General features: G+C 46.0%; 23 protein-coding genes. 10 read left to right on the top strand and 13 right to left on the bottom strand.

Annotated elements, in window-relative coordinates:
• Position 1 precedes the first annotated feature (1 nt).
• Complete coding sequence (locus tag AB4249_RS16950; protein WP_372058093.1) at positions 2-781, top strand: type II secretion system protein N; 780 nt, start codon at positions 2-4, stop codon at positions 779-781.
• Between the two features lie 119 nt (positions 782-900).
• Here AB4249_RS16950 and cysQ read toward each other — a convergent pair whose 3' ends face one another.
• From cysQ to AB4249_RS16930, 4 genes are all read right to left on the bottom strand, one after another.
• Positions 901-1,728: a 3'(2'),5'-bisphosphate nucleotidase CysQ gene (gene cysQ / locus AB4249_RS16945; protein ID WP_017062477.1), complete on the bottom strand. Its 828-nt coding sequence runs from the start codon at positions 1,726-1,728 to the stop codon at positions 901-903.
• A gap of 36 nt (positions 1,729-1,764) precedes the next feature.
• A complete protein-coding gene (gene nudE, locus AB4249_RS16940; protein WP_019826462.1) occupies positions 1,765-2,316 on the bottom strand; it encodes an ADP compounds hydrolase NudE in 552 nt (183 codons plus the stop codon).
• A gap of 298 nt (positions 2,317-2,614) precedes the next feature.
• A complete protein-coding gene (gene nfuA, locus AB4249_RS16935) occupies positions 2,615-3,199 on the bottom strand; it encodes a Fe-S biogenesis protein NfuA (RefSeq protein WP_102332663.1) in 585 nt (194 codons plus the stop codon).
• A 109-nt stretch (positions 3,200-3,308) separates the two neighbouring features.
• Positions 3,309-4,022, bottom strand: coding sequence for a ComF family protein (locus AB4249_RS16930; RefSeq protein ID WP_170962812.1), 714 nt, complete (start codon positions 4,020-4,022; stop codon positions 3,309-3,311).
• A gap of 93 nt (positions 4,023-4,115) precedes the next feature.
• On the opposite strand from AB4249_RS16930, the gene bioH reads away from it, so the two are divergent.
• Together bioH and AB4249_RS16920 are read left to right on the top strand one after the other, a co-directional pair.
• Positions 4,116-4,892 carry a pimeloyl-ACP methyl ester esterase BioH gene (gene bioH / locus AB4249_RS16925; RefSeq protein WP_017063077.1) on the top strand — a complete coding sequence of 259 codons (777 nt, stop codon included), beginning with the start codon at positions 4,116-4,118 and terminating at the stop codon, positions 4,890-4,892.
• A gap of 355 nt (positions 4,893-5,247) precedes the next feature.
• Positions 5,248-5,721, top strand: a complete 474-nt coding sequence (locus AB4249_RS16920) for a hypothetical protein (protein WP_017063078.1) — start codon at positions 5,248-5,250, stop codon at positions 5,719-5,721.
• Positions 5,722-5,847: 126 nt separating this feature from the next.
• On the opposite strand, the gene AB4249_RS16915 is transcribed toward AB4249_RS16920, so the two are convergent.
• Both AB4249_RS16915 and greB read right to left on the bottom strand, forming a co-directional pair.
• On the bottom strand, positions 5,848-8,178 hold the full coding sequence (locus tag AB4249_RS16915; protein WP_017066128.1) for a Tex family protein: 2,331 nt from the start codon (positions 8,176-8,178) through the stop codon (positions 5,848-5,850).
• A 663-nt stretch (positions 8,179-8,841) separates the two neighbouring features.
• Positions 8,842-9,324 carry a transcription elongation factor GreB gene (gene greB / locus AB4249_RS16910; protein ID WP_017062470.1) on the bottom strand — a complete coding sequence of 161 codons (483 nt, stop codon included), beginning with the start codon at positions 9,322-9,324 and terminating at the stop codon, positions 8,842-8,844.
• 178 nt (positions 9,325-9,502) lie between these two features.
• Between greB and ompR the strand changes: the two genes are divergently transcribed.
• Both ompR and envZ read left to right on the top strand, forming a co-directional pair.
• The gene (gene ompR / locus AB4249_RS16905; RefSeq protein WP_008218409.1) at positions 9,503-10,222 is read left to right on the top strand and encodes a two-component system response regulator OmpR; all 720 of its coding nucleotides are present in this window, start codon (positions 9,503-9,505) and stop codon (positions 10,220-10,222) included.
• A gap of 153 nt (positions 10,223-10,375) precedes the next feature.
• Positions 10,376-11,677 carry a two-component system sensor histidine kinase EnvZ gene (envZ, locus tag AB4249_RS16900; RefSeq protein ID WP_010433621.1) on the top strand — a complete coding sequence of 434 codons (1,302 nt, stop codon included), beginning with the start codon at positions 10,376-10,378 and terminating at the stop codon, positions 11,675-11,677.
• Between the two features lie 276 nt (positions 11,678-11,953).
• Here the strand turns inward: envZ and recG are convergent, their stop codons facing one another.
• From recG to gmk, 4 genes are all read right to left on the bottom strand, one after another.
• Entirely contained in the window at positions 11,954-14,032 is a 2,079-nt protein-coding gene (gene recG / locus AB4249_RS16895) for an ATP-dependent DNA helicase RecG (protein WP_017066313.1), read from the bottom strand.
• Between the two features lie 177 nt (positions 14,033-14,209).
• On the bottom strand, positions 14,210-16,336 hold the full coding sequence (spoT, locus tag AB4249_RS16890) for a bifunctional GTP diphosphokinase/guanosine-3',5'-bis pyrophosphate 3'-pyrophosphohydrolase (protein WP_048612458.1): 2,127 nt from the start codon (positions 16,334-16,336) through the stop codon (positions 14,210-14,212).
• A gap of 39 nt (positions 16,337-16,375) precedes the next feature.
• A complete protein-coding gene (gene rpoZ, locus AB4249_RS16885) occupies positions 16,376-16,648 on the bottom strand; it encodes a DNA-directed RNA polymerase subunit omega (protein WP_009848003.1) in 273 nt (90 codons plus the stop codon).
• 119 nt (positions 16,649-16,767) lie between these two features.
• Complete coding sequence (gene gmk, locus AB4249_RS16880) at positions 16,768-17,391, bottom strand: guanylate kinase (protein ID WP_017062466.1); 624 nt, start codon at positions 17,389-17,391, stop codon at positions 16,768-16,770.
• Between the two features lie 766 nt (positions 17,392-18,157).
• Here gmk and AB4249_RS16875 point away from each other — a divergent pair.
• The 3 genes from AB4249_RS16875 (at position 18,158) to AB4249_RS16865 (ending at position 20,698) form a co-directional block, all read left to right on the top strand.
• Positions 18,158-19,528, top strand: a complete 1,371-nt coding sequence (locus AB4249_RS16875; protein ID WP_017062465.1) for an NCS2 family permease — start codon at positions 18,158-18,160, stop codon at positions 19,526-19,528.
• A 221-nt stretch (positions 19,529-19,749) separates the two neighbouring features.
• Positions 19,750-20,175 (top strand): phosphate-starvation-inducible protein PsiE, encoded by a 426-nt coding sequence (locus AB4249_RS16870; protein ID WP_017062464.1) that lies wholly within the window; start codon positions 19,750-19,752, stop codon positions 20,173-20,175.
• A 310-nt stretch (positions 20,176-20,485) separates the two neighbouring features.
• Complete coding sequence (locus AB4249_RS16865) at positions 20,486-20,698, top strand: cold-shock protein (RefSeq protein WP_004735656.1); 213 nt, start codon at positions 20,486-20,488, stop codon at positions 20,696-20,698.
• A gap of 331 nt (positions 20,699-21,029) precedes the next feature.
• On the opposite strand, the gene AB4249_RS16860 is transcribed toward AB4249_RS16865, so the two are convergent.
• Positions 21,030-21,896, bottom strand: a complete 867-nt coding sequence (locus AB4249_RS16860; protein WP_017059268.1) for a YicC/YloC family endoribonuclease — start codon at positions 21,894-21,896, stop codon at positions 21,030-21,032.
• A gap of 248 nt (positions 21,897-22,144) precedes the next feature.
• Here AB4249_RS16860 and rph point away from each other — a divergent pair, with 248 nt between their 5' ends.
• A complete protein-coding gene (gene rph / locus AB4249_RS16855; RefSeq protein ID WP_019826449.1) occupies positions 22,145-22,861 on the top strand; it encodes a ribonuclease PH in 717 nt (238 codons plus the stop codon).
• Positions 22,862-23,093: 232 nt separating this feature from the next.
• Positions 23,094-23,735 carry an orotate phosphoribosyltransferase gene (pyrE, locus tag AB4249_RS16850; protein WP_017059267.1) on the top strand — a complete coding sequence of 214 codons (642 nt, stop codon included), beginning with the start codon at positions 23,094-23,096 and terminating at the stop codon, positions 23,733-23,735.
• Positions 23,736-23,873: 138 nt separating this feature from the next.
• Here the strand turns inward: pyrE and lpxL are convergent, their stop codons facing one another.
• Complete coding sequence (gene lpxL, locus AB4249_RS16845; RefSeq protein WP_102332608.1) at positions 23,874-24,854, bottom strand: LpxL/LpxP family Kdo(2)-lipid IV(A) lauroyl/palmitoleoyl acyltransferase; 981 nt, start codon at positions 24,852-24,854, stop codon at positions 23,874-23,876.
• Between the two features lie 39 nt (positions 24,855-24,893).
• Positions 24,894-25,484 carry a nucleoid occlusion factor SlmA gene (slmA, locus tag AB4249_RS16840; protein ID WP_017063086.1) on the bottom strand — a complete coding sequence of 197 codons (591 nt, stop codon included), beginning with the start codon at positions 25,482-25,484 and terminating at the stop codon, positions 24,894-24,896.
• Positions 25,485-25,492: the final 8 nt, after the last annotated feature.

Here is a 25,492-nt window from a genome sequence, read left to right as displayed (position 1 = left end):
TGTGAAACGCGGTTTATCTTTGAAGTTAGGTTTACTTTTTGGCGGCATCTTTATTGTCTTTTTCTCGGTTAGTCTGTTGCTGCATCTACCGGCCTCTTTTGTACTCAAACATGCACCGGCTGTGCGTGGCTTGAATATTGAAGGTGTTGAAGGAACGGTTTGGCAGGGCAGCGCCAATAATATCGCCTGGCAGCGTGTTAATTACGGTTCAGTACAGTGGGACTTTCAGTTCTCTAAACTCTTCCAAGCCAAAGCTGAATTAGCGGTTCGTTTTGGTCGTAATAGCGACATGAACTTGTCAGGAAAAGGGCGTGTTGGGTACAGCATGAGTGGTGCGTATGCGGAAAACTTAGTCGCATCAATGCCCGCTGCTAACGTGATGAAATATGCTCCAGCCATTCCAGTCCCGGTTTCAATTGGTGGAAAGGTTGAGCTGATGATCAAGCATGCGGTTCATGCTCAACCTTGGTGTCAGTCTGGTGAAGGTACTGTGGCTTGGTCTGGTGCTGCAGTCGATTCACCTGTTGGTTCATTAGACCTTGGTCCTGTGATTGCGGACATAACCTGTGAAGACAGTACAATTGCAGCCAAAGGCGTTCAGAAGAGCACTCAAGTAGACAGTGAGTTCTCAGCGAGTCTAACATCTAACCAGCGCTACACATCTGCAGCGTGGTTTAAACCGGGTGTTGAATTCCCGCCAACGATGCAAAATCAGCTTAAATGGTTGGGTAATCCTGATAGCCAAGGTAAGTACCAGTTTACTTATCAAGGTCGTTTTTAGCTAAACGGCTAAGGGTCACTAAATTACGAGATATAAAAAACGGGCACCTCACTGAGGTGCCCGTTTTGTTTGTTCTGAGAATCTAGAGGATATCTGACAGTTAAAGGGAGCAAACTCGCCTAGTCTTTGCCTTGCAAAATTTCTACCCACGGTAAATCTGCATCACCGAGTACAATGAAGTTCGGGTTTTCTAGCGTTTCTCTTTCATTGTACGAAAGCGGTTCTAGTTGAGTACTTAAGATACGTCCGCCAGCTTCTTCAACAATGCACTGCGTTGCGGCGGTATCCCACTCTCCGGTTGGTCCAAGGCGCAGATAACAATCCACAGCGCCTTCTGCGACTAAACAGGCCTTAAGCGCTGCTGAGCCTAGAGGAACCAAATCATAATTCCATGCTGAGCTCATACGGCTAGTGATGCGATTGATGTCCTGGCGACGGCTGATCGCCATGGCGATTGACTGGTTTGGCAGCTCGTGACGATGCGTTTTGATTTTCACGCTGTCATTAAGGTCTGGGATCTTCCAAGCGCCTTTGCCACTGTAAGCGTAATAGCTCACACCTGAAACGGGTGCGTATACCACGCCCATCACTGGCTTGTTATGCTCGATTAGGGCGATAATTGTCGCGAAATCACCACTTCGTGCGATGAACTCCTGGGTGCCGTCCAGTGGGTCAACTAACCAGTAGCGATCCCATTGAGAGCGTTGCTCTAGGCTGATGTCGGCGTCTTCTTCGGATAATACGGGAATATCAGGCGTCAATTCACTGAGTTTTTTTAATATCAGCTTATGTGCTGCAAGATCGGCACTGGTTACTGGAGTGTCATCACTCTTAATGAACTCTTCGTAATCCTTTTTCTCGTAGATCTCTAAGATGAGTTGACCAGCAGAGCGAGCAATCTCAATGACAGAGGGTAGGAGGTGAGACAAATCTTTTGTTATTGGCATAAATGTTCTCTTACTCTTAGAGCGAGCCTGAATGTTCTAGTTATTGTTTAATACACGAAGGCTTAAAAGCAGGGCTGTAATACTCCGAGCCTCACAGAAATCGAGATGTGTTAACAGTTCTTCGGCTTGAGCAAGTGGCCAGCGCACAATATCGAGAGGCTCTGGCTCATCACCTTCTAGCTTTTCTGGGTAGAGGTCTTCTGCAATAAACAACGTCATTTTGCTAGAGAAGTAAGAGGGTGCAAGGATCACTTCCTTCAGCGGAGTAAGCTTGTTGGCACCGAAGCCTATCTCTTCTTTGAGTTCGCGAACGGCGGCTTCGTTTGGCTGCTCACCTGGATCGATAAGCCCTTTCGGAAAGCCCAGTTCATAGCGTTCTGTGCCCGCTGCGTATTCACGCACCAATAGAATGTCGCCTTGTTCAGTAATCGGAACCATCATTACTGCGTTGCGGCCACTAGGCTTCATGCGTTCGTAAGTGCGCTGTTCGCCGTTTGAAAAGCGTAAATCGAGAGACTCGATAGAGAATAGTTTTGATTGAGCGACAGTTTGCTGAGCCAAAATCTCTGGCTTGGTCCTTTTTGTCATTGCGCTCGCTCCTTAGCTCATTGGAATTCTTTCTTATAAAGTCATTCTAATATAGGGGAAATGACGTTGAGTTCCTAGATCCGAGTTTTCATATCCTAGAATTATTAGAGCAGGAACCGATTGCGATCACTTGAATACCTTACTCAAGATGGTAACCAACCGAGAATTCGGGTTATTTCGTTCGGGAATACAAGAGCATAGTGAGATCGTGTTCGAGCGTATCTGTTTAGCCCTAAAACAAAAAAGGTTGATGCTTGCGCATCAACCTTTCAAATAACAACTAACACTAAATCAGTGATTAGTAGTAAGAGTGCTCACCACGATCGTGCTCAGTTGCATCACGAACAGCAGTCAGTTCACCTTCAAACTGTTGAAGAAGTTCTTTCTCGATGCCTTCTTTTAGCGTTACATCAACCATAGAACAACCGTTACAACCACCACCGAATGCTACAATAGCTGCGCCGTCTTCAGTGATTTCTACCAAGCTAACGTGACCGCCGTGACCAGCAAGTTGTGGGTTAACTTGTGTTTGAATTGCGTATTCAACACGTTCTACAAGTGGTGCATCGTCTGCGACTTTACGCATCTTAGCGTTTGGTGCTTTAAGCGTTAGCTGAGAGCCCATTTTGTCAGTAACGAAGTCAATTTCAGCTTCATCTAGGAACGGTAGGCTTAGCTCATCTACGTATGCACAGAAAGCTTCGAATTTAAGCTCTGTGTCAGACGCTTCGATAGCATCTGTTGGGCAGTAAGAAACACCACACTCTGCGTTTTGTGTACCCGGGTTTACCACGAACACACGAATGTTTGTACCTTCAGGCTGCTGTGACAGCAGATTGGCAAAGTGAGTTTGAGCTGTTTCTGTAATAGTAATATTTGACACGACGAATACCTGAGTAGATTTGTAGGTTATTAGCGCCATTCTACTCCTGTCAGATTTGTAATTCAGCCCTTTTTTGTTGGATTGCTGTACAAGTAGTGATTCACAGCTTTTATCCAGAGGGCTCAGGAGTGCGGCAGATGCAGTAAATATCAATCCTTTTAACGTCCACTTCAAGTAGTAATTGGCATAATTGATACACAGTACTGCCGGTGGTTACAACATCATCAATTATCGCGACGTGAGAGGGGATAGTTCCTTGAACGTCTTGTTTTCGCAGCGCAAAAGCGCTCTTTAGATTGTGTAATCGTGCGGATTTAGTCAGCCCCTGCTGGGAAGCCGTTGAGCGAATTCGACGAAAGAGCACATCACTTTCAACGCCAAGCTCTTGAGCCGTGTAGTCGGCTAGCAGCTTACTTTGATTAAAGCCGCGATGAGTATATCGACGCCAATGCAGCGGCACGCTGGTGATCAGCGGAGCAGGATATTCGATACGTGATGCCAATAGCTTAGATAGATCACGTGCAAACCAAAACTTATCAGCGTACTTCATTTGCTGAATGTAACCTGCTGTAGGGAAGGTGTAATCGCCGACACAGTAGAGGCGATGCCAAGGTGGAGGTTGAGATAAGCACTGTCCGCACTGCTCTACTGTGAGCAGTGTTTTTAAACCACATCGTTGGCAGCGTGGTACTGGCTGAAAGAGTTTGAGACAAGAATTGCACCATCGAGGATGTGTATCACTGGGCAGTTTATCAAGTTTGCACAGGTGGCATTGAGGTGTGACCAGACGTGGTGTGTGTTTTTGTAGCCAATCGGATAACATAGCTCGTGATGCTTTTGGGTTATGGTGTTCCTTTTGCTCACCATACTGAAAAGCGCGGATTATCGCTGATGGAAAAAGTAGGGAATATTGAGAATGAGTGACGCGTTATATTGGCATGTTTCTGGGCAAGGGCCTGATTTAGTACTGGTTCACGGCTGGGGAATGAACGGTGCGGTATGGCAACAAACCGTTAATGCATTACAAGCTGATTTTCGAGTGCATGTTGTCGATTTACCAGGGTATGGACACAGCGCGCACTGCCACGCTCAAGATCTTGAAGAGATTGCTCAGCAGCTTTTGGCCGAAGCACCAAAGCAAGCGATTTGGGTGGGTTGGTCACTTGGAGGCTTGGTCGCAACGCACATGGCTCTCCATCACTCAGATTACGTGAGCAAGCTGGTGACTGTCGCCAGTTCTCCCAAATTCGCCGCTGCAAAAGAGCCCGTGTTATGGCGAGGCATTCAGCCCAACGTATTAAGCGCATTCACCGAGCAACTGGTTGAAGATTTCCAAACCACCATCGAACGCTTTATGGCATTGCAAGCCATGGGCAGCCCTTCAGCAAGGCAAGATGTAAAACAACTCAAGCAAGCGGTGCTGTCTCGCCCGTTGCCGAACCCTGACTCATTATTGGCAGGATTAAAGATGCTGTCGGATGTCGATCTGCGTGAACAACTGCCTGAGATTTCAGTACCAATGCTACGCTTGTATGGTCGATTAGATGGATTGGTGCCAATCAAGGTTGCGAAAGACTTAGGCACAGCCTTGCCTCATACCGAGCAATACATATTTACCCAGTCTTCGCATGCACCGTTTATGACCGAAGCGGATGCCTTTTGCAGTGAGCTTGTCAGCTTCGCACAAAAATAATTGCTAAATATATATCCGGCTTGGTCGATATATAAGCTAATACCAATCACAGTAAGTAAGTGTTCAAAAATAGCGTAGGTAAAAGGCTTGAGAACAAGGCAGCTTTTTTTTGACAAGTAGTTTCGATAAGTAGTTATTCTACAATCAAAAAATTTAACGCCGTTATCGAGCATTTTAACAAGCTAGGATGATCAGTTATTTACTACGATTGGTATAACACCAACGTGTTGCTTGATACTCAGACCTAACTCTCTCCTGAGCTGATTGCGCTAAGTTGGGCTATGCCTGTTGTGCTGACTCACAGTACAACAGCGTTATAGCAAAAACGATGGGCGATTCTTGAGGAGAGTTCGCGATGATTGTGTCACCTGCAACTGCAGTGAGTGTGCCACTAATCGCCCCGTCCGTTAATGTGCAAACAGAGCAAGTTGCGCGTGATAATAGAGTCCGAGAGCCTGTTGCTCCCGCAGTAGCATTGGCGAGAACCAATGCAGAGCGTAAGGTAAAATCAGACGATAAACGAAGGCAGCAGTCGGCTTGGGATCCTTCAGACCATCCAGGTTATGAAATGGAGAACGAGTCAGAGGCCAATTCGGTTAGCCAAGAAGAGCCACAAGACCCTTTTGATCGGCTGTTCAGCTTATTGGCACTGAAAACATACAGTGCTGATCAAGGCAAAGGTTATACCATGCGTTTCCGCCTGCCAAAGCATGTTTTAGATGCGGCGATTCAGGAAGGACAGATGGAGAAACGACGTAAGGTCATAAAGTATCATTATGGTCATGCTGTTGCGCCTCATGCTCCATCAGAGATGTTGGTGGTCTTATAAATCAAAAGTTTACGAGTCAACCAAGCTTCGATGTCTTTTTTGAACACATAATAAAAAAACCTGCATACCCTAAGGGATGCAGGTTTTCTGTTTTAAGCACATCAGCTTTTTAGATGAGCTAATGGATTACTTTTTCGCTTTAGCAAAAGCGGCAGCGAATGCTCCACCCATTGCAGCGTTTTGTTGCGGCTCTTCACGACGGCGTTGGCCACCTTGCGAGTTTTGATTCGAGCGGTTTTGTGTACGAGGTGCACTTGAACGTTGAGCACGGTTGTCTTGTCCAGGCTCGTCCTTCATACGCATGCTCAGTGCAATACGTTTACGCTGAACATCCACTTCCATCACCTTCACTTTCACGATGTCGCCCGCTTTAACCACTTCACGTGGGTCAGAGACAAAGCGATCGGTGAGCGCTGAAATATGCACTAAGCCATCTTGGTGAACACCAATATCAACGAAGGCACCAAAGTTAGCCACGTTCGATACCACACCTTCTAAAATCATGCCCGGTTCTAGATCTGAAACACTGTTTACGCCATCGGCGAAGGTTGCAGTCTTAAATTCAGGGCGAGGGTCACGGCCCGGTTTATCGAGCTCTTTGATGATGTCGCTGACCGTTGGTACACCGAAGTTCTCATTGGTGTAATCGATGGCGTGTAAGCCACGTAAGAAGTCTGTGTTACCCACCAGAGATTTGATGTCTTTGTGGTTTTTCTCAGCGATGCTTTTCACTACTGGGTAAGCTTCTGGGTGAACCGATGATGCATCCAGTGGGTTTTTGCCATCCATAATGCGTAGGAAGCCGGCACACTGTTCAAAGGCTTTTGGACCTAAACGAGCCACTTTCTTCAACGTAGTGCGCGCTTCAAAACGACCATTCTCGTCACGGAAATCCACGATGTTCTGAGCAATGGTGCTAGACAGACCAGCAACACGAGTCAGTAGCGCAGCCGAAGCGGTATTCACATCAACACCAACCGCGTTTACACAGTCTTCGACAATCGCATCTAGGCGCTTAGCGAGCATAGTTTGGCTCACATCGTGTTGGTATTGGCCCACACCGATCGATTTAGGGTCAATCTTCACTAGCTCTGCCAGTGGATCTTGCAGACGACGAGCAATAGACACCGCACCACGAATTGATACATCCATGTTCGGGAACTCTTTTGCAGCTAGTTCAGACGCGGAATACACCGATGCGCCCGCTTCGCTAACAATGATCTTTTGCGCTTTTAGGTTGCCGCGTTTAATTACGTCAGCCACAAAGCTGTCGGTTTCGCGTGAAGCCGTACCGTTACCAATCGCAATCAAATCAACATTGAATTGACGAACCATCTGCTCAACCACGTGTGCCGATTTGTCGTATTGCTTTTGAGGTGGGTGAGGGTAAATAGTTTCTGTTGCCAAAACCTTACCGGTTGAATCCACGACAGCGATTTTCGAACCGGTACGTAAACCTGGGTCCAAGCCCAAGGTTGCACGAGGTCCAGCCGGCGCTGCCATGAGTAGGTCTTTTAGGTTGGTTGCGAATACTTCAATCGCTTCGATCTCTGCACGCTCTTTCATTGCGCCCATCAATTCAGTTTCCATGTGCATAGAAACCTTAATGCGCCATGCCCAGCTGATCACTTGCTTACGCCACGCGTCCGCAGGAGCACTGCTCAGAGTAATGCCGTAGTGATCAGAGATAATGTTCTCACAGTATGAACCACGTACACCTTCTTCTTGCTCAGGATCGGCATTCATCGCCAGTGTTAGGAAGCCTTCATTGCGGCCACGCAGCATGGCAAGTGCACGGTGAGACGGCACTTTGCTGAGTGTTTCGTTGTGCTCGAAGTAGTCTTTGAACTTCTCGCCTTCTTGCTCTTTACCTGTCACTACACGAGCGACTAGCTCTGAGTTGCGTGTTAGGTGTTGGCGAATCTTTTCTAGTAGGTTTGCGTCTTCCGCAATGCGTTCCATGATGATCGCACGAGCACCATCGAGAGCAGCTTTGGTATCGGCAATGCCTTTATCGTTGCTGATGAAGTTCGCCGCTTCCGTTTCTGGATCGTGCTGTGGTTCATTCCACAGTGTGTCGGCAAGTGGTTCTAAGCCCGCTTCAATCGCGATCTGGCCTTTAGTGCGGCGCTTTGGTTTGTATGGCAGGTATAAATCTTCTAGGCGAGTCTTGCTGTCTGCTTGAGTGATATCACGCTCGAGTTCTGGCGTGAGTTTTCCTTGGTCTTGAATCGACTTAAGAATTGTTTGGCGACGATCGTCTAGCTCGCGAAGGTATGAAAGGCGGCTATCAAGGTTACGTAGTTGGGTATCGTCTAAGCCACCCGTAACTTCTTTACGGTAGCGGGCAATAAAGGGAACGGTGTTACCGTCGTCAATTAGGTTTACTGCGGCAGTGACTTGCTCAGAACGGACATTCAGTTCTTCAGCGATCAGTCGACAGATAGCTTGGCTCATCCGATGAATCTCTTATTTAATATCATGACAAATACATGGGGGTGAGCGTACGCTTTTTCTAGCTTTGGCTGTGTAATTATCCTGTCAGAAGTCGAATTTCCGTTTCTGATACCCGCTTTGTGCGAGATCTCTTACAAGTGATGTGAGAGTAAGTCGCTTTAGACCGATGAAATCGTCTTGATGTTACACTAAGTTGCTGATTTTATTTGATTGTGTGTTTGTGGGCGTATTTCTCACCTGAAATGTTTTTTAAGACTATCTAGGAAACACGGCCATTTGCCGTAATATTTAACTTGTCGACAGGGAGTTGGCAGGAACAGGAAAAAGCCTAATGGACTAGGTATCTTCAGGATGAAGATTTGATTACTTAGGATGAGTGGTCAGCAAGGAAGTGATAATCTCTGGATGAGATTCGCCAGTCAGGATGACAGGCTAGAATGGACACCGCTAGGATGGCGATGAACAAAAAGGAAATTGGTTAAAGGATTTAGCCACTATCAAGGAAAGATGCAGGGAGCACCTTATCTCGAAGAGATAAACAGTAGCCGGATTGCTGCGATAGAGACTTAACCCCGCTAGGCGAAAGCCTTGCGGGGTTTTCTTTTATCTGGAGTTTGGGTTTGCTGAACACTCAGTTTATCGCTAAGTGTTTATTAAGTTTGGTTATTCGTTGTCTGCGTAGCGAATCGAGTTAATGAACCACTCTTTGTCGCCTTCCGGTGTTTTTACCGTAAACTCATCATCCACTTCTTTCTTGAGCAGAGCTCTAGCCATTGGTGAGTCGATAGATATATAGCCTTTAGCATCGCCGTAGATCTCTTCTGGGCCGACAATTCGAAACTTCTTAATTTCCCCATCATCATTCTCAATTTCGACCCAAGCACCGAAAAAGACCTTACCTTCTTGTTGAGGTGAGTAATCCACGATCGTGACATCAGGTAGGAACTTTCTTAAGAAACGCACTCGGCGATCAATCTGACGAAGCAAACGCTTATTGAAGGTGTAATCTGCGTTTTCTGAACGATCTCCTAGGCTTGCAGCCCAAGTGACTATTTTGGTGATCTCTGGACGCTTCTCGTGCCATAAGTGGTCATGTTCTGCTTTGAGTTTGTTATAACCTTCTCGGGTGATAAGTTTGGTTTTCATAAATCTGACTTAATGAAATGATGATCTAAGATAGAATATATAGAAAGGCAACATACGTTAACAATTATTTAGGCGACTTTTTCTCCAATAATGTTACATTTTTAATGTCTTATACCAATATACAATTTACCAAGAATGCTTAACCTTAGGTTTAAGCTTTAATAGGTGGAACCATTACATGCAAGAAAACTACAAAATTTTAGTGGTCGATGACGATGCTCGTTTACGTGCACTGTTAGAACGCTATCTGTCAGAGCAGGGCTTTCAAGTGCGTAGCGTGGCAAACAGTGAGCAGATGGACCGCCTGTTAACCCGTGAAAATTTTCACTTGATGGTATTGGATTTAATGTTGCCGGGCGAAGATGGTCTATCGATCTGTCGTCGTCTACGAAACGCAAACAACTCGCTACCAATCCTGATGCTTACTGCAAAGGGTGATGAAGTGGATCGCATTGTGGGCTTGGAAGTGGGTGCTGATGATTACCTGCCAAAACCATTTAATCCACGTGAACTGCTTGCTCGTATTAAAGCTGTACTGCGTCGCCAAGTCATTGAAGCACCGGGTGCACCAAGCACAGAAGAGTCTGTGGTTGAGTTTGGTGAGTTCCGCTTGAACTTAGGTACTCGCGAAATGTTCCGCGGTGAAGAGCCAATGCCGCTTACTTCGGGTGAATTTGCGGTTCTTAAGTCCTTGGTAACGAATGCTCGTGAGCCAATGTCTCGCGATAAGCTGATGAACATGGCTCGTGGCCGTGAGTATTCAGCAATGGAACGTTCTATCGATGTTCAGATTTCACGTCTGCGTCGTCTAGTTGAAGAAGATCCAAGCAAACCTCGCTACATCCAAACGGTGTGGGGCTTGGGTTATGTATTCGTTCCAGATGGCAAAGCTGTGTAATTCAGCTTAATAAGCTCTACAGTAGCTTTATCGATTCTGTGAATCTTACGGGTCATCTCATTAATATGCGATGGCCCGTTTTCTATTCAGCACAATGGTTTAGAGTTATAGTCATATAACACTTTCTTTATCTTTCTACATCTCGGGTACCCCATGCGTATACGTAGCTCCTTTACTCAGTCGATAGTGCTCTTCTTAACCTTGTTGGTTGCTAGCCAAATATTTTCTTATTACGCAGTGTTCAACTACGCATTAATGCCGAGTTTGCAGCAGTTTAATAAGATTTTGGCTCATGAGTTAAACCTTGTGTTGGACCAAGGCACTGACATGGATATCGAAATTGATGCGCCACTACGTCAGCGTGTACTTGAGCAGTTAGGGGTAACTGTTCACGCGAAAAACAGTGAAGCGGCGGGTGAGTATTACCACGCCGTTGCGATTGACTTGATGAGCGAGGAGATGACCAAAGAGCTGGGTTCTGAAACCGAAGTGCGGCTGATCTTGGGGAAAGAGAGTTATGTACTGTGGATGGACATTGCGCAGTTACCCAACTCTTTAATTCGTATTCCGTTATCAGAGCTGCAAGAAGAGGATTTTGCACCACTGTTTCGTAACAGTCTGATCATGGCGCTGTTGATTGTCGCAGGTGGTTGGCTGTTTATCCGATTGCAAAACCGTCCGTTGATTGCGCTGGAGAAAGCCGCGCAAGGTGTCGGGCGAGGTGATATTCCACCACCCCTGCCAGTACAAGGTGCGCAAGAGATTCGTTCAGTAACCCGAGCCTTTAATCAGATGTCGAAAGGTATCCAAGAACTCGAAGAAGACCGCGCTTTGTTGATGGCAGGTATCAGTCATGATTTACGTACTCCGTTAACGCGTATTCGTTTAGCGACTGAGATGATGTCACCAGAAGACAGTTACTTAGCGGAAGGCATCATCAGTGATACCGAAGAGTGTAACGAGATCATCAGTCAGTTTATGGATTATTTAAAACCCGTTGATCGAGATTCATTTCAAGCGGTGTTTGTTGACGATATTGCTCGTGAGGTTTCTAGCTCTGAAGGTGGATACGAAGTACAGATTGAAACGGATATTCCTGAATCAATGAAGCCCGCGCTTGGTAACCCAATTGCGATGAAGCGTGCGGTGAGTAACTTGGTAGTCAATGCGCTGCGTTATGGTAATGGTTGGGTCAAGGTATCGACCGGCATGACAGCGGATAACAAACTTGCTTGGGTAACGGTGGAAGATAATGGACCAGGTATCCCACAGGACCAGATCGGGAAGTTGTTTGAACCGTTCACGCGTGGCGATACTGCCCGAGGCAGTGAAGGGACCGGTTTAGGCTTGGCTATTGTGAAACGTATTGTCAGCCAACACCAAGGTGCGGTAGTCGTGAATAATCGTAGTGAAGGTGGCTTAAAAGCGCAGATCAGTTTCCCTGTTAAGCCCTAGTTATCATCGGTCCGTTTGATGACGATAAGTTCGGTTCGAGGAACGGTTAAGAGATCCCCGACTCGGTCATTCTTCCCTCTCCGAGGATGACGAATTGCTAACCATGGACTTTGATGATGAAAGTTTACTTTGATCGTCATTCCCTATCGTGAGGAACGAGCGAATAGGGAATCTCGCTCTTGCTTGATGAAAGTAACGCACACTAAAAAGGCTTCCTTGAGGAAGCCTTTTTTACGTTTGAATACGGTCTCAGTGTTAACTATGCCTTAGTGTTAACTACGCCTTAGAGTAAACATCGCGTTCACCCAACCAACGGTTGATGATCGCCTTAGCATTGTCTGGGTAGCTATCGTGAATATGACGCGCAATACGCTGCACTTCAGGTATCAAACGTTGGTCACGAATTAGATCGGCGATCTTGAAATCAGCCAAGCCAGTTTGTTTGGTACCGAGCAATTCACCGGGGCCACGGATTTCTAAGTCGCGCTGTGCAATCACAAAGCCATCGTTACTTTCACGTAGCACACCTAGGCGTTTCTGAGCGGTTTTAGACAGCGGAGAGTGATACAACAATACACAATGACTTGCGACCGAACCTCGGCCGACACGGCCACGCAGTTGGTGCAGTTGCGCTAGGCCAAGACGTTCTGGGTTCTCGATGATCATTAAGCTCGAATTCGGAACATCCACGCCCACTTCAATCACGGTTGTCGCAACCAATAGATGCAGCTTGTTCTCTTTGAACTCTCGCATCACCGCTTGTTTCTCGGCGGGTTTCATACGGCCATGGACTAAACCAATTTTTACGTCAGGCAGTTTGCGTTGTAGCTCTTCTGCTGTATCAGCTGCAGCTTGAGCTTCCAGTACTTCCGATTCATCAATCAGCGTACATACCCAGTAGGCTTGTTTGCCTTCATTGAGACACGCATTTTTCACACGTTCAACAATATCATCGCGCTTGGTATCAGGAATTGCCACGGTTTGAATTGGGGTTCGTCCCGGTGGCAGTTCATCAATAATCGAAGTTTCGAGGTCGGCATAGGCCGTCATTGCTAACGTTCGTGGGATTGGGGTAGCGGTCATGACCAACTGATGGGGGTAGTAGCCTTGCTTTGCGCCTTTCTCACGTAGCTCTAATCGCTGGTGGACACCAAATCGGTGTTGCTCATCAATGATCACTAAACCAAGGTTTTTGAACTCGACATGCTCTTGGAACAAGGCATGAGTACCGACCACCATTTGCGCTTCGCCACTGGCAATACGTGTTAGTTCAGTTTCACGAGCTTTGCCTTTGAGCTTACCTGCTAGCCATCCAACTTGAATACCCATTGCCTCAAACCAGTTGGCAAAGTTAATCGCGTGTTGTTCTGCGAGTAGTTCAGTGGGTGCCATAAGTGCTACTTGTTGACCGTGTTCCAATGCGCGAACCGCCGCCAGTGCAGCGACTAAGGTTTTACCAGAGCCCACATCACCCTGCACTAAACGCATCATAGGATGCGGCTTTTCCAAGTCAGCTTCGATCTCTTTGGTCACTCGTGCTTGGGCATTGGTTGGTGAAAACGGCAGCTGAGCCAGTAGCTTATCTTTAAGGGTGTTTACTGGAGGAAAAGGCATTGCCTTGTCTTGCTGCCCTTTGCTACGAACAGACAACATAGACAGGTTTTGAGCCAGTAACTCTTCCATAATTAGGCGCAGTTGCGCAGGGTGCTTGCCTTCATCAAACAGCTCTAGGTCAATGCCCGGGGGCGGCCTGTGAATGGTATGCAGTGCTTGTGCGAGGGTAATTTGGTGGTCGTATAAACCTGATGGGAGAAGCTCGTTAACTGCGGCCTTGTCGATTAGCTCTAAGGCTTGATCGGTAAGATTACGCAGCGTGACTTGTCTTAGCCCTTCGGTGGTTGGGTACACCGGAGTCAGATTGGCTTCAACGTCTGGCTGTTGCCTCGGCGCAAAGAATTTGTAGTCCGGATGGACAATCTCAAGCCCCATATTGCCGCGCTTGATCTCACCATAAGCATGCACTTGTTTGCCTTCGGCAAAGTTATTCTTCATGCCTGCAGTGAAGTTGAAAAAACGCAGTGTAATAGTGCCATTACCATCACTGATCTTTACTGCGAGCATCTTACGTTTACCGAAAATGGTATCGACGTGCATTACCTTGCCTTGCACTGCTGCCCATAAACCAGCATGCAGTTTTACGATTGGATAGATACGCGTTCGATCTTCGTAGCGCAAAGGCAGGTGAAACAGTAAATCTTGTACGTTGTTAAGCCCAACCTTCTCCAGTTTCTCTGCGACTTTTGCGCCGACTCCAGATAAAGAGTTGAGAGGGATAGCAGATAAAAGCTGTGACATAACAAGGCTCATAAACGTAAGAGAGATGATCTATTCAAGCATTTTACTGGATTTTTGTACAGGCAGGAATGGGAGGGAGCGCGGTAAATACTAGGATTACGGTTATAAAAATCCCCTTAAGCGATAAAGCATTAAGGGGATTTAAATTCTTGGCAAAACTATTATCAAGTTTAAACGTTAGTTCTTACGACGTCTTACTTTCAGCGCGTGTGGCATCACACGTAGCTTTTTCATAATACTTGCAAGATGAACACGATCTTTGGTGGTCAGCAAGATAGTCACTGTGTACAGGCGTCCATCACGTTCTTCAGTTGAAATACCGTGAATGTTCGAGCCTGTTTTCGAGATAACGTTAGTTAACTCAGCCAGTGCACCTTGGTGGTTCTGCAGATCAACCTGAAGTTCAGCTGTGAACTCTTGGTCGTAATCGTCAGACCATTCCACCGCCATGTACTTGTCTGGTTCTTTTTGGTAACCACGAACGTTTGGACACGTTTCACGGTGAACCACAAGGCCACGACCTGGAGAGACATGGGCAATGATGTGATCATCTGGAATCGGGTGACAACAGTTGGCGAACGTTAGCAGTAGACCTTCAGCACCACGGATTGGAAGTTTCTTCCTAGGCGTGTCGCTGTTGTTTTCTACTTCAGTCAGTTCGTCAGCATCACCAAGCAGACGACGAGCAATTACGATACTCATCAGCTCACCAAGACCAATCGACGCCAGCAAGTCTTCAACGCTTTCTAGGCGTAAGTCAGACAACACATGTTCTAGATTCTCTTGGCCGATATCGGCAATAGAGTGTTCGCCAAGTGCATGATTCAGTAAACGACGGCCTAGCGTGATCGACTCTTCACGACGCATGGTTTTTAGAACCTGACGGATCTTTGTACGTGCGCGTGAGGTCACTACGTAGTTGAGCCATGCTGCATTCGGACGTGCGCCCGGAGCACTGATGATCTCAATAGTTTGACCGTTCTTCAGCGATTTGCTGAGTGGGTAAGGGTTCATGTCTACACGAGCACCTACACACATGTTGCCGACATCGGTATGCACCGCGTAAGCAAAATCGACCGCTGTTGCGCCTGCCGGAAGTTCGACAATGCGACCCTTCGGCGTGAACACGAAGATCTCATCTGGGAACAGATCAGACTTAACGTTTTCAATGAATTCGAATGAGTTACCCGCGCTTTGTTGCAGCTCAAGTAAGCTCTGCATCCAACGTTGTGCTTTAACCTGTGCGGTTGTGCCATTACTGCTGCGTGAGCCGTTGCCTTTGTAAGACCAGTGCGCTGCGACACCTTTGTCTGCCATTTGATCCATATCTTCAGTACGGATCTGAACCTCAACTGGCACCCCGTGAGGGCCGATCATTGACGTGTGCAGAGATTGGTAGCCGTTGGCTTTTGGTACCGCAATGTAATCTTTCATGCGGCCAGGGCGAGGCTTGTACAGGCTGTGAGCCTGACCAAGTACGCGATAACAAGTATCTGGGGTATCAACCACGACGCGGAAAGCGTAGATGTCCATAATGGTGTGGAAGCGCTGCTCTTTAGTTTTCATCTTGTTGTAGATGGAGAACAGGTTTTTTTCACGACCAAGTACGCGAGCAGGCAAACCGACCTCTTCAAGGCGGCCTTCAATTTCGCTATGGATACGTTGGATCATTTCCTTACGGTTACCACGCGCAGCTTTCACTACGTTTTTAAGTACGCGATAACGGTTAGGATAGAGGGCTTCAAAGCCTAGCTCTTCTAGTTCGGTCTTGATGTTATGAATACCAAGACGGTGAGCTAGTGGAGAATAAATCTCTAGGGTTTCACGAGCAATACGACGCTTTTTGTCAGGACGAAGTGCCCCAAGCGTGCGCATGTTGTGAGTACGGTCAGCTAATTTGATCAAGATAACGCGGATGTCTTGCACCATGGCGAGAACCATCTTGCGGAAGTTCTCTGCTTGCGCTTCTTTGCGATCACGAAATTTAAGCTTATCCAGCTTAGATACACCATCAACCAATTCAGCAACGGTATTGCCAAATTTTTCCTCTAGATCTTCTTTAGTGACATCACAGTCTTCGATGACATCATGAAGCAGAGCAGCTTGCAGGGTTTCGATATCCAGACGCATTTCTGCCAGGATTCTTGAAACAGCTACAGGGTGGATAATGTATGGTTCACCGCTTGAGCGGGTTTGCCCTTCATGGGCGTCTCTCGCTACCACATAAGATTGACGCAGAGCCTCAATTTGAGGCTCTGTTAGGTATTCTTGGGCAACGTCTTTGAGGCTATCGAATAGATACAAATTAAAGGCCCGGAAGGTTAATTAGTTCGAATGACGTTCTTAACGAGTGTGAGCGATGCTGCTTACTGCTGCAAGTTCAGCCGCTTCTTGCTCTTGTTGCTCTTGACGTTCACGAGCATCTAGTACGTCTTTAGTGATAAGACCTTCTTCGATTTCGCGAAGAGCGATAACCGTTGGCTTATCGTTTTCTTCAGGCACTAGTGAATCTTTACCGCCAGTTTGCATTTGACGTGCGCGGCGAGCCGCAATAAGAACTAGGTCGAAACGGTTGCCAACTTTTTCAACAGCGTCTTGAACAGTTACGCGTGCCATGAGGACTCCAAATAGTAATTAACTAATAAATTTTTGATGACGAGAAAGTATACAAGTTTAACTAGATACTTTCTAGATCACCGTATACTTATCTCAATAGAAAATCTAGGGGATCTAGATTATTCCGCTAATAAAGCAGTAAGCATGCCGCTGTATTTCGCTGCTTGCTTATCTTCTTTTAAGCGTTCCGCACGAATGATAGCTCTGAAGTCCATTAGGGCTGCATCAAAGTCGTCATTCACGATCACATAATCATATTCTGCATAGTGAGAAATCTCTGATTTTGCTTCGCTCATGCGTTTCGCAATAACTTCGTCGCTGTCTTGACCGCGAACATTCAAACGACGCTCTAGTTCACCATTTGATGGTGGAAGAATGAATACACTCTTCGCTTGAGGCATTTGTTCACGGATCTGACGAGCACCTTGCCAGTCGATATCTAGGAATACATCGATACCGCGGTTTAGGTTTTCTTCAATCCAAACGCGTGAAGTACCGTAGTAGTTGCCGAACACTTCAGCGTACTCTAGGAATTCACCTTTAGTAATAAGGTCTTCAAAATGATGCTTCTCTACGAAGTGGTAGTGAACACCATTTTCTTCACCAGGGCGCATACCGCGAGTGGTGTGTGAAACAGATACCTTCATTGCGTAGGTTGGATTGGTTTCTAGCATTGCTGAGATCAAGCTCGACTTACCTGCGCCACTAGGTGCAGATACGATGTAAAGAGTACCTTTGCCCATCTGTATATTTCCACTGTTGGTTGGATTGAGTGAAGGCAATAAACCTACACTTTAAAAGATAGCACTGACTCTAATTTTTGTTCCGATGGCGCATCTACTAATTGTGCCGTTGGTTACGTCTATAAAGAGATAACGAGTAAAACTAATAGAAGCAACTGGTGAAAATTAGGTCAGAAAAATGGAGGCGAAGAGTAGCATATTTAGATGATTGAGAACAACTGGCTTGATCGTTATTTATTAGCGAATGATCTTCTCAAGGATCTTTGTATAAATGTAATGACTCGTCATCGGTACTTTTTTATGTGATCTGGACAAAATTTGTTGAAGTTTTAATCTCAATCCTTACAATCCGCGCAAACGATTAAATGCTGTATATATCTAGGGTCTGTTGACCTTTCGCGATGGAGTTTTGTTCGAGAAAAAATCGTTTTAGGCGCGGCAAGGAGTTTGTAACCTAGCATTCTAAGTAAAGACTCCTTAACAAAGCATAAAACGATTTTAGCCGAACCCTTCGGGCAGCGTTTGTTGGTGATTTCTACTGCGTTATCGACTTCTTATGTAGGCTAGCTACACATCAAAGTCTCTGCCTTGTAGAAAACCCCAACAACTCGCTGCAAAAATCATCTCGAAGGGCCAACAGACCCTACTAAACTAGATGTTTCTACTACCTAGCCTACCTTGGTGACTACAGTTTTTAGTGTAGAGACCTCTCTATTCTCACAGCATTTGAATCACCAAATTCTTAATTTATTGCAAAGGTTTTGTTGTGAGTACCGATTCCACCCTGAAAGCCCAGAACACCTCTGGCTCGCTTGATTCGATGTTTAAAATCACTGAAAGAAAAACCACGATTGGCACTGAGCTGTATGCGGGTTTCATTACTTTCTTGGCGATGAGTTACATTCTGGCGGTTAACCCAGCAATTTTGGGTGATATTCCAGGCATGGACAAAGGTGCCGTGTTTACTGCAACGGCTCTGTCTGCGGCAATCGCAACCCTAATTATGGGCATTTGGGGCAACTACCCTGTAATGCTAGCGCCGGGCATGAGTATGAACGGCTTTTTCAAAGGTCTGCTGTTAAGTGGATCTGTTGCCGTGCTTTGGAATGAAGCGCTGTTCGGTATCTTCCTATCTGGTATTTTGTACCTTGCGTTCTCATTGACCAATATTCGTAAATCGATGATTGAATCGATTCCTGAAGATTTGAAGTTGGCGATTACCGTGTCTCTCGGACTGTTCATTGCTTTCTTAGGTCTTAAGAATGCGGGCATCATCGTTTCTAACCCATTCGTATTGGTAGGCTTAGGCGACATTTCTGATCCAAAAGTGATCATCGCTTATGTGAGCATCTTCATCGCATTGGGTTGTATGGTTCGTGACATCAAGCTAGCAACGTTCATCTCATTCGTTTCTGCTATCGTGTTGACGATTCTTGCTGACGTCTTCATGGGCACTTCAAACGCACCAATCCCAGAGCAGTTCATTGCTATGCCACCAAGCATGGCTGGCAGCTTCGGCGCTATCTTCGATTTCTCTGCTTTCACGCCAGAGAAAATGTTCGACTTACTGTTCATCGTACTTATCTTCTTGATTGTCGATTTCTTTGATGGCTTGAGCACCATTGTCGGCGTTGGCCGTGATGCGGGTATCATCGATAAAGACGGCAAGGTGCCAAACGCGAAATCGGCTCTAGTAGCAGATGCGGGCGGTACTGTGATTGGTTCAATTCTTGGTACCACATCGATCACTGCTTTCTCTGAGTCTGGCATCGCTTCTTCTCAAGGTGCAAAAACGGGTTTGGCAGCAGTCATGGTGGCTGGTCTGTTCCTAATCTCGCTATTCCTATACCCAATCTTCTCTATCTTCTCGGCTGCAATGGTTGCACCGGCGATGGTAGTAGTCGGCATCTACATGGTAGGTCGTCTTGGTCAGATCAACTGGGAAAAGAAAGAGTCACGCATTGCAGCCTTCTTTACCATCATGTTCACAGTGCTAAGCTTCTCTCCAGCGAACGGTATGGCGATGGGCTTCATCAGCTACGCATTCACAATGGTTGTCGCAGGTAAGCGCAAAGAAGTACACCCGCTTATCTACGGACTGTGTGTGGTGTTCTTAACTTACCTGATTCTGCTTTAAGGCTAATTAGTCACTAAGAAGTCGCTAAGTAAAAGACAAACAGATGGCTCTGCAGTGAATGCGGGGCCATTTTTGTATTTGTTGCTTTTTACCGTTGCTTCTTAATGTTGGTTACCGATGAGTTGATGGCGTTAGCCTAAAGTCGGTGCTTTGACAGTACGCGACTTATATTGATGCATGCTATTGTAGAGACTGGATTAATTATTTTTTGAAGAGTGACTATGCCTTCTCACTTACCTAAATCTTTTAGTAAGCCGTTTTTAAAAGTATTCCACATTATGGAAGCGGTATTGCTGGTGGCGATCACGCTCGCGACCTTGTTTGCGATGGTCGAAGAGTTCATGCATGTCTTCGCTGAACGCCGAGTGCAATTGACCGACATTCTGCTGATGTTTATCTATTTAGAAGTGTTGGCGATGGTTCAGCAGTTTGTGATGAACGGTAAGATCCCAGTGCGATACCCAATCTATATCGCGATGATGGCGATTGCTCGTTACATCACTTTGGGCATGAAAGAACTCGATGCGGTATTGATCGTTTGGTTATCTTTAGCGGCATTTATCTTAGCAGCAGCAACTCTGTTGATTCGAGTCGGTCACCATTACTGGCCATATGTCGATCTCAGAACTAAGCAGCCGGACGAGTAAATTTTTTGAGATCAAAGTCTTACAAATCAAGCCCGGTGACCAAGCTGGGCTTGAATTCAAGCCAACCGAACAAAAAAACATCAATTATTTTCAAATAAAGCTTTACAACCCGACCCAGATCACCAAGAATGGCCTCGCTCTGTTTTCAGAGTTATTAAATGAAACATCAGTTGTAAAGTAAAACCCTTAGTATTGCTTCATTGTTATTCTCAGTGTTTCCCTTGGCTTCATAGATACATTAAATAATTCAAGCTTTCAGCGCATCGCACTTTTGGCGATTAATTTTTTATTTTTATATAAGGGACACATCATGTCTAACAAAACAAACGGCGTAGTAAAATGGTTTAACGAAGAGAAAGGTTTCGGTTTCCTAACTCAAGACAACGGCGGCGCTGACGTATTCGTACACTTCCGTGCAATCGCTTCTGAAGGTTTCAAGACTCTTAAAGAAGGCCAACAAGTGTCTTTCGAAGTAGAGCAAGGCCAAAAAGGTCTTCAAGCTGCAAACGTTGTAGCTCTATAAGATTTTAAGTCGGCGCAGGTTGCAACAGCAACTTGCGTCACTTTCTCTCTCAAATTTGTTCCCCCCTCAGTTTTACCGCAACACTCTTCTCCATTAGCAACACCCTCTCTAAGTATTCAAAAATCCTGTTTTACGTCCGTTATCTCGTTCTAACTATCGTTGTATCTGTTCTTTGCTCTAACTCAACCTTCTACGTAACAACCAGTCACTTGCTCATCCTGATTACTATTACTGTATCCATAAAAAAAAGCCCCTAAAATTAGGAGCTCATTTTGATCTAATCAACACTGATTAAGCTGATTATTCTTTATCGTGTACAGCTTACAGACTGTTATTCAATGTTTTGGATCTGCTCACGCATCTGTTCGATAAGAACCTTAAGCTCTACGCCTGATGCTGTGATGTCTGTGCTGATAGACTTAGACGCTAGCGTGTTTGACTCACGGTTGAACTCTTGCATCATGAAGTCTAGCTTACGGCCACAAGCGCCACCTTTCTTCAGTACTGCATTTGCTTCTTTCACGTGAGAATCTAGACGGTCTAGCTCTTCTGCTACGTCTGACTTCTGCGCAAGTAGGATAAGCTCTTGCTCAACACGAGAACCTTCCAGTTCGATTTTCGCATCTTCAAATTTGGTAAGAAGACGCTCACGTTGCCACTCTAGGATCTCAGGCATGCGTGCACGAACTTTCACTACTTCTTCAGTGATTGCATCTAAGCGCTGTACGATTAGCGCCTTCATGTTCTCACCTTCACGAGCACGAGCATCAATGAACTCTGCGATAGCATCGTTGAATGCTTCAAGTAGGTCTTTGTTGATGGCATCCATGTCTTGCTCTGGCGTTTCCATCACACCAGGCCAATTCATGACTTGGAATGGGTTCAAACGGCTGTCTTCACCTGTCATCGTCATTACTTGGTTCGCAGCATTGATTACTTGCTGAGCCAAACCTTCGTTAATGCTTAGTTCGCCCTTTGCAGCAGGGTTTGCTTCAAAGCGTAGGTTACATTCAACCTTACCGCGTGCAAGACGCTTACGGAAACGCTCACGCAAGATTGGCTCTAAACCACGGAACTGTTCAGGCATACGGAAGTAAGTTTCTAGGTAGCGTTGGTTTACACTACGGATTTCCCATACTGCGCTGCCCCAATCGCCTTTTACTTCTTTGCGTGCGTACGCGGTCATACTATAAATCATCGAATTTTCCTGTCTTTTATCATTCTGAAAATAACGCGCACGCATAGTATCACGATATGGTGTGCTCTCGAAGCCTGTCGCTTTTCACTGTAAATAGCCTTTCGTGATAAATAGCTTTGAACGGTAAATAGATTTGCACGATAAACTGCTATATAATCTTGCCCCAATCAAAACTGTCTCACCCCTTTCTTAGGTGATGCACTCTTTCGATAGTAAATCACTTCAGACTGTTAATAAGGTAGATACCAATGCGTCCAAATGACCGCGCTGTAGATCAAATTCGTCCAATTAAAATTACTCGTAACTACACAGCTTATGCTGAAGGTTCTGTATTAGTTGAGTTCGGCAACACTAAAGTTCTATGTAATGCGACGGTAGAAGAAAACGTACCGCGTTGGTTAAAAGGCCAAGGAAAGGGTTGGGTAACGGCTGAATACGGCATGCTGCCACGTGCAACGCACACTCGTAACCGTCGTGAAGCGGCGAGCGGCAAGCAAGGTGGTCGTACGATGGAAATCCAACGTCTGATCGCTCGTAGCCTACGTGCTGTTGTTGACCTGAAAGTAATGGGTGAAATTATGATCACTGTCGATTGTGATGTTATCCAAGCAGACGGCGGTACTCGTACTGCTTCTATCTCAGGTGCAAGCGTTGCAATGGCTGATGCTATCAACAGCCTACTAGCAAGCGGCAAACTGAAAAAGAACCCAATGAAAGGCCACGTAGCGGCAGTTTCAGTGGGCATCGTTGGTGCACAAGCACTGTGTGACCTTGAGTACGTTGAAGACTCAGCAGCCGATACCGACATGAACGTTGTAATGACGGAAGACGGTAAGATGATTGAGATTCAAGGTACCGCAGAAGGCGAACCGTTCAGCCACGAAGAGCTGATGCAGCTTTTAGCCCTGGCGAATAAGGGCATTGCTGATATTGTTGAAGCGCAGAAGTCGGCGTTAGCAGAATAGTTTTTAGATAGCTCCTTTTTTAAGGGGCTATTTTTTTATTTTCGTCATATATAACTCTACACCAGCGTTAGCTGCAATTTTTCACCCTAATCACATAGGTCCCCTATGCTCATAGGGCTGAAAAACCTTGCTGCCTTGTTGTAGAGCTATCTATTTAGAAAATACATCATTGTTAGCTTCCTGAGCGATTGGAAGTTAGGAACTGGAAAGTAAATTAATTTAGAGGATGAGCATGAAAGCATATCAACGTGAATTTATTGAATTTGCACTAGAGAAAGAAGTACTTAAGTTTGGTGAGTTTACTTTAAAGTCTGGCCGTAAGAGCCCTTACTTCTTCAATGCTGGATTGTTTAATACAGGTCGTGACCTAGCGCGTTTAGGTCGCTTCTACGCAGCAGCATTGGCTGATTCTGGCATTGAGTTTGATGTACTATTTGGTCCTGCATACAAGGGTATCCCAATTGCAACGACGACAGCGGTTGCACTGGCAGATCACCACGATGTAGATACGCCTTACTGTTTTAACCGTAAAGAAGCGAAAAACCACGGTGAAGGTGGCAACCTTGTCGGTAGCGCGCTTGAAGGTCGCATCATGTTAGTGGACGACGTGATCACTGCAGGTACTGCGATTCGTGAGTCGATGGAAATCATCCAAGCAAATGGCGCTGATTTAGCGGGCGTGCTTGTTGCTATCGACCGTCAAGAGAAGGGCAAAGGCGAACTGTCTGCGATTCAAGAAGTTGAGCGTGACTTCGGTTGTGCGATTATCTCAATCGTTAGCCTGACTGACTTGGTGACTTTCCTTGAAGAGAAAGGCACCGACGCAGCGCATCTAGAGTCAGTAAAAGCGTACCGCGCTCAATATGGTATCTAATGCCTGAAGTTTTGAACCTGATGGTTTAGATCCCTAGGTTTAGAATTTCAAAACGAGAAAGGCCCGAGAGATAAATATCTTTCGGGCCTTTTACTTTTCTATTGAGGTGAGCTGCTTTCTTATCTGAAGATAGGTGCTCTATTTGTAACGAATGCCGCGTTCAGCTTCTGGGTCTTCCATAGTCTTAAAGCGCTTGTGCAGCCACATCCACTGTTCTGGTGCTCTTAAGATAATCTTCTCAAGGTAGCGGTTCATGTAGGCGGCAGCCGCTTTCTCATCTTTCTGCGGGTAGTTTTCTTCGATTGACTCATCAGCCATGATTTCATATTTGCCGTTGGCATTTCTAAAACCAGACCCCGGAACAAGTGCACATCGGCTGGTGTAAGCCAGAATACTGGTGCCTGTTGTGGTACACGCATCTTCTACTGCGAAGAAAGGCACAAACACAGATTTGTTACGACCGTAATCATGATCCGGTAGGTAGAAAAGGATCTCACCCTGACGCAGGATTCGAATCATACGCTTCACGTCTTTACGGTGAATCAGGCGGTTGCCGTTCTGAGTACGACCACGGTATTGAATGAATTCATAAGCCGGATTGTTGTGCGGGCGATAAACACCTAAACCTGAAATACCGAGAACAGCCATTGCTCGCGCAGTGATCTCTAGGTTTAAGGCATGCACACAGCATAGAAGAACACCTTTACCGTTAGCTTTGTGCGTACGCAGTGTTTGGGTGTCTTTATCTACTAGGATGCGCTTGAAGCGCCACGTAGGCCAAAACCAGGTAATGCCGGTTTCGATGAGTGCCATACCTGTGTTCTTAAAGTTCTCACTGACCATTGCCGCGACTTCATCTGCTGGCTTGTCTGGGAAGGCGAGCTCCAAGTTACGTGTTGCTACCGCGACGCGCTTTTTACCATAGCGAGCACCCAAAGAGCCTAACGATCGGCCTAACAGCAGTAAGAGGCGATAAGGGAGAACGTTAACAATAAGCGCCAATAACCCAAAACCAAACCATACACCCCAATATTTAGGGTGAAGTAGAGCTAGAGTAAAAGGCGGCTTAGTAATCACGTGTTGTGCTGTGCCGTTTGCTGAAGAAGTTTTCGTCGTCATAACCATCACTTAAGATTTGATTGCCACTTAATTTGATTGCTACTTAATCTGAGCGCTTAGCAGTGCCCAATAAGCATCGAAGTTTTCTGTCGGTTGATATTTGAAGTCTGAGCGAACAAATCGATTCAAGCTGCCTTCAACTTGACCTAGCAGCTGAGCGGCTAAGATTTTCTCATCAACCGGGAATGATTTCCCTTCACGAAGCTTTCTTTCACGCAGGATCTGGCGAAGTTGCGTCTCAATGCGTTCGAAAAGTTGGTTGATGCGATCACGCAGGCGTTCATTTTCAAACATTAGAGCATGACCAGATAAAATTCGAGTCAGGCCTGGGTTACGTTCTGAGAAAACTAAGATAAGTTGTAGCACTAGGCGTATGCGCTCTAGCGTGTCTTTCTCTTCATCCAGAATGCGGTTGATTCGAGACATCAACGCTTCTTCAATGAACTCGATTAGGCCTTCAAACATGCGAGCTTTGCTTGGGAAGTGGCGGTATAACGCAGCCTCAGAAACACCCACTTGCTTGGCTAACTTTACCGTTGTGATACGAGAAGCACCTTCGGTCGATTCCAACATTTGTGCGAGAGCTTGTAGGATTTCTTCACGACGGTTTGATTTTCGAGCACCAGCCATCTATTTAC

The organism is Vibrio sp. 10N.261.55.F4 (assembly GCF_041470465.1).
Lineage (GTDB): Bacteria > Pseudomonadota > Gammaproteobacteria > Enterobacterales > Vibrionaceae > Vibrio > Vibrio crassostreae_C.
Note: the sequence above shows the minus strand (reverse complement) of the source record. Positions and strands in the feature narration are given on the sequence as shown.

Bases quoted from the DNA above. Each gene is read 5' to 3' on its own strand.
- slmA (WP_017063086.1), bottom strand. From the start codon at position 25,484: ATGGCTGGTGCTCGAAAATCAAACCGTCGTGAAGAAATCCTACAAGCT.
- rph (WP_019826449.1), top strand. From the start codon at position 22,145: ATGCGTCCAAATGACCGCGCTGTAGATCAAATTCGTCCAATTAAAATT.
- recG (WP_017066313.1), bottom strand. From the start codon at position 14,032: ATGTCACAGCTTTTATCTGCTATCCCTCTCAACTCTTTATCTGGAGTC.
- lpxL (WP_102332608.1), bottom strand. From the start codon at position 24,854: ATGACGACGAAAACTTCTTCAGCAAACGGCACAGCACAACACGTGATT.
- AB4249_RS16865 (WP_004735656.1), top strand. From the start codon at position 20,486: ATGTCTAACAAAACAAACGGCGTAGTAAAATGGTTTAACGAAGAGAAA.
- rpoZ (WP_009848003.1), bottom strand. From the start codon at position 16,648: ATGGCACGCGTAACTGTTCAAGACGCTGTTGAAAAAGTTGGCAACCGT.
- greB (WP_017062470.1), bottom strand. From the start codon at position 9,324: ATGAAAACCAAACTTATCACCCGAGAAGGTTATAACAAACTCAAAGCA.
- cysQ (WP_017062477.1), bottom strand. From the start codon at position 1,728: ATGCCAATAACAAAAGATTTGTCTCACCTCCTACCCTCTGTCATTGAG.
- AB4249_RS16870 (WP_017062464.1), top strand. From the start codon at position 19,750: ATGCCTTCTCACTTACCTAAATCTTTTAGTAAGCCGTTTTTAAAAGTA.
- gmk (WP_017062466.1), bottom strand. From the start codon at position 17,391: ATGGGCAAAGGTACTCTTTACATCGTATCTGCACCTAGTGGCGCAGGT.
- envZ (WP_010433621.1), top strand. From the start codon at position 10,376: ATGCGTATACGTAGCTCCTTTACTCAGTCGATAGTGCTCTTCTTAACC.
- bioH (WP_017063077.1), top strand. From the start codon at position 4,116: ATGAGTGACGCGTTATATTGGCATGTTTCTGGGCAAGGGCCTGATTTA.
- ompR (WP_008218409.1), top strand. From the start codon at position 9,503: ATGCAAGAAAACTACAAAATTTTAGTGGTCGATGACGATGCTCGTTTA.
- AB4249_RS16930 (WP_170962812.1), bottom strand. From the start codon at position 4,022: ATGTTATCCGATTGGCTACAAAAACACACACCACGTCTGGTCACACCT.
- AB4249_RS16920 (WP_017063078.1), top strand. From the start codon at position 5,248: ATGATTGTGTCACCTGCAACTGCAGTGAGTGTGCCACTAATCGCCCCG.
- nudE (WP_019826462.1), bottom strand. From the start codon at position 2,316: ATGACAAAAAGGACCAAGCCAGAGATTTTGGCTCAGCAAACTGTCGCT.
- pyrE (WP_017059267.1), top strand. From the start codon at position 23,094: ATGAAAGCATATCAACGTGAATTTATTGAATTTGCACTAGAGAAAGAA.
- AB4249_RS16860 (WP_017059268.1), bottom strand. From the start codon at position 21,896: ATGATTTATAGTATGACCGCGTACGCACGCAAAGAAGTAAAAGGCGAT.
- AB4249_RS16915 (WP_017066128.1), bottom strand. From the start codon at position 8,178: ATGAGCCAAGCTATCTGTCGACTGATCGCTGAAGAACTGAATGTCCGT.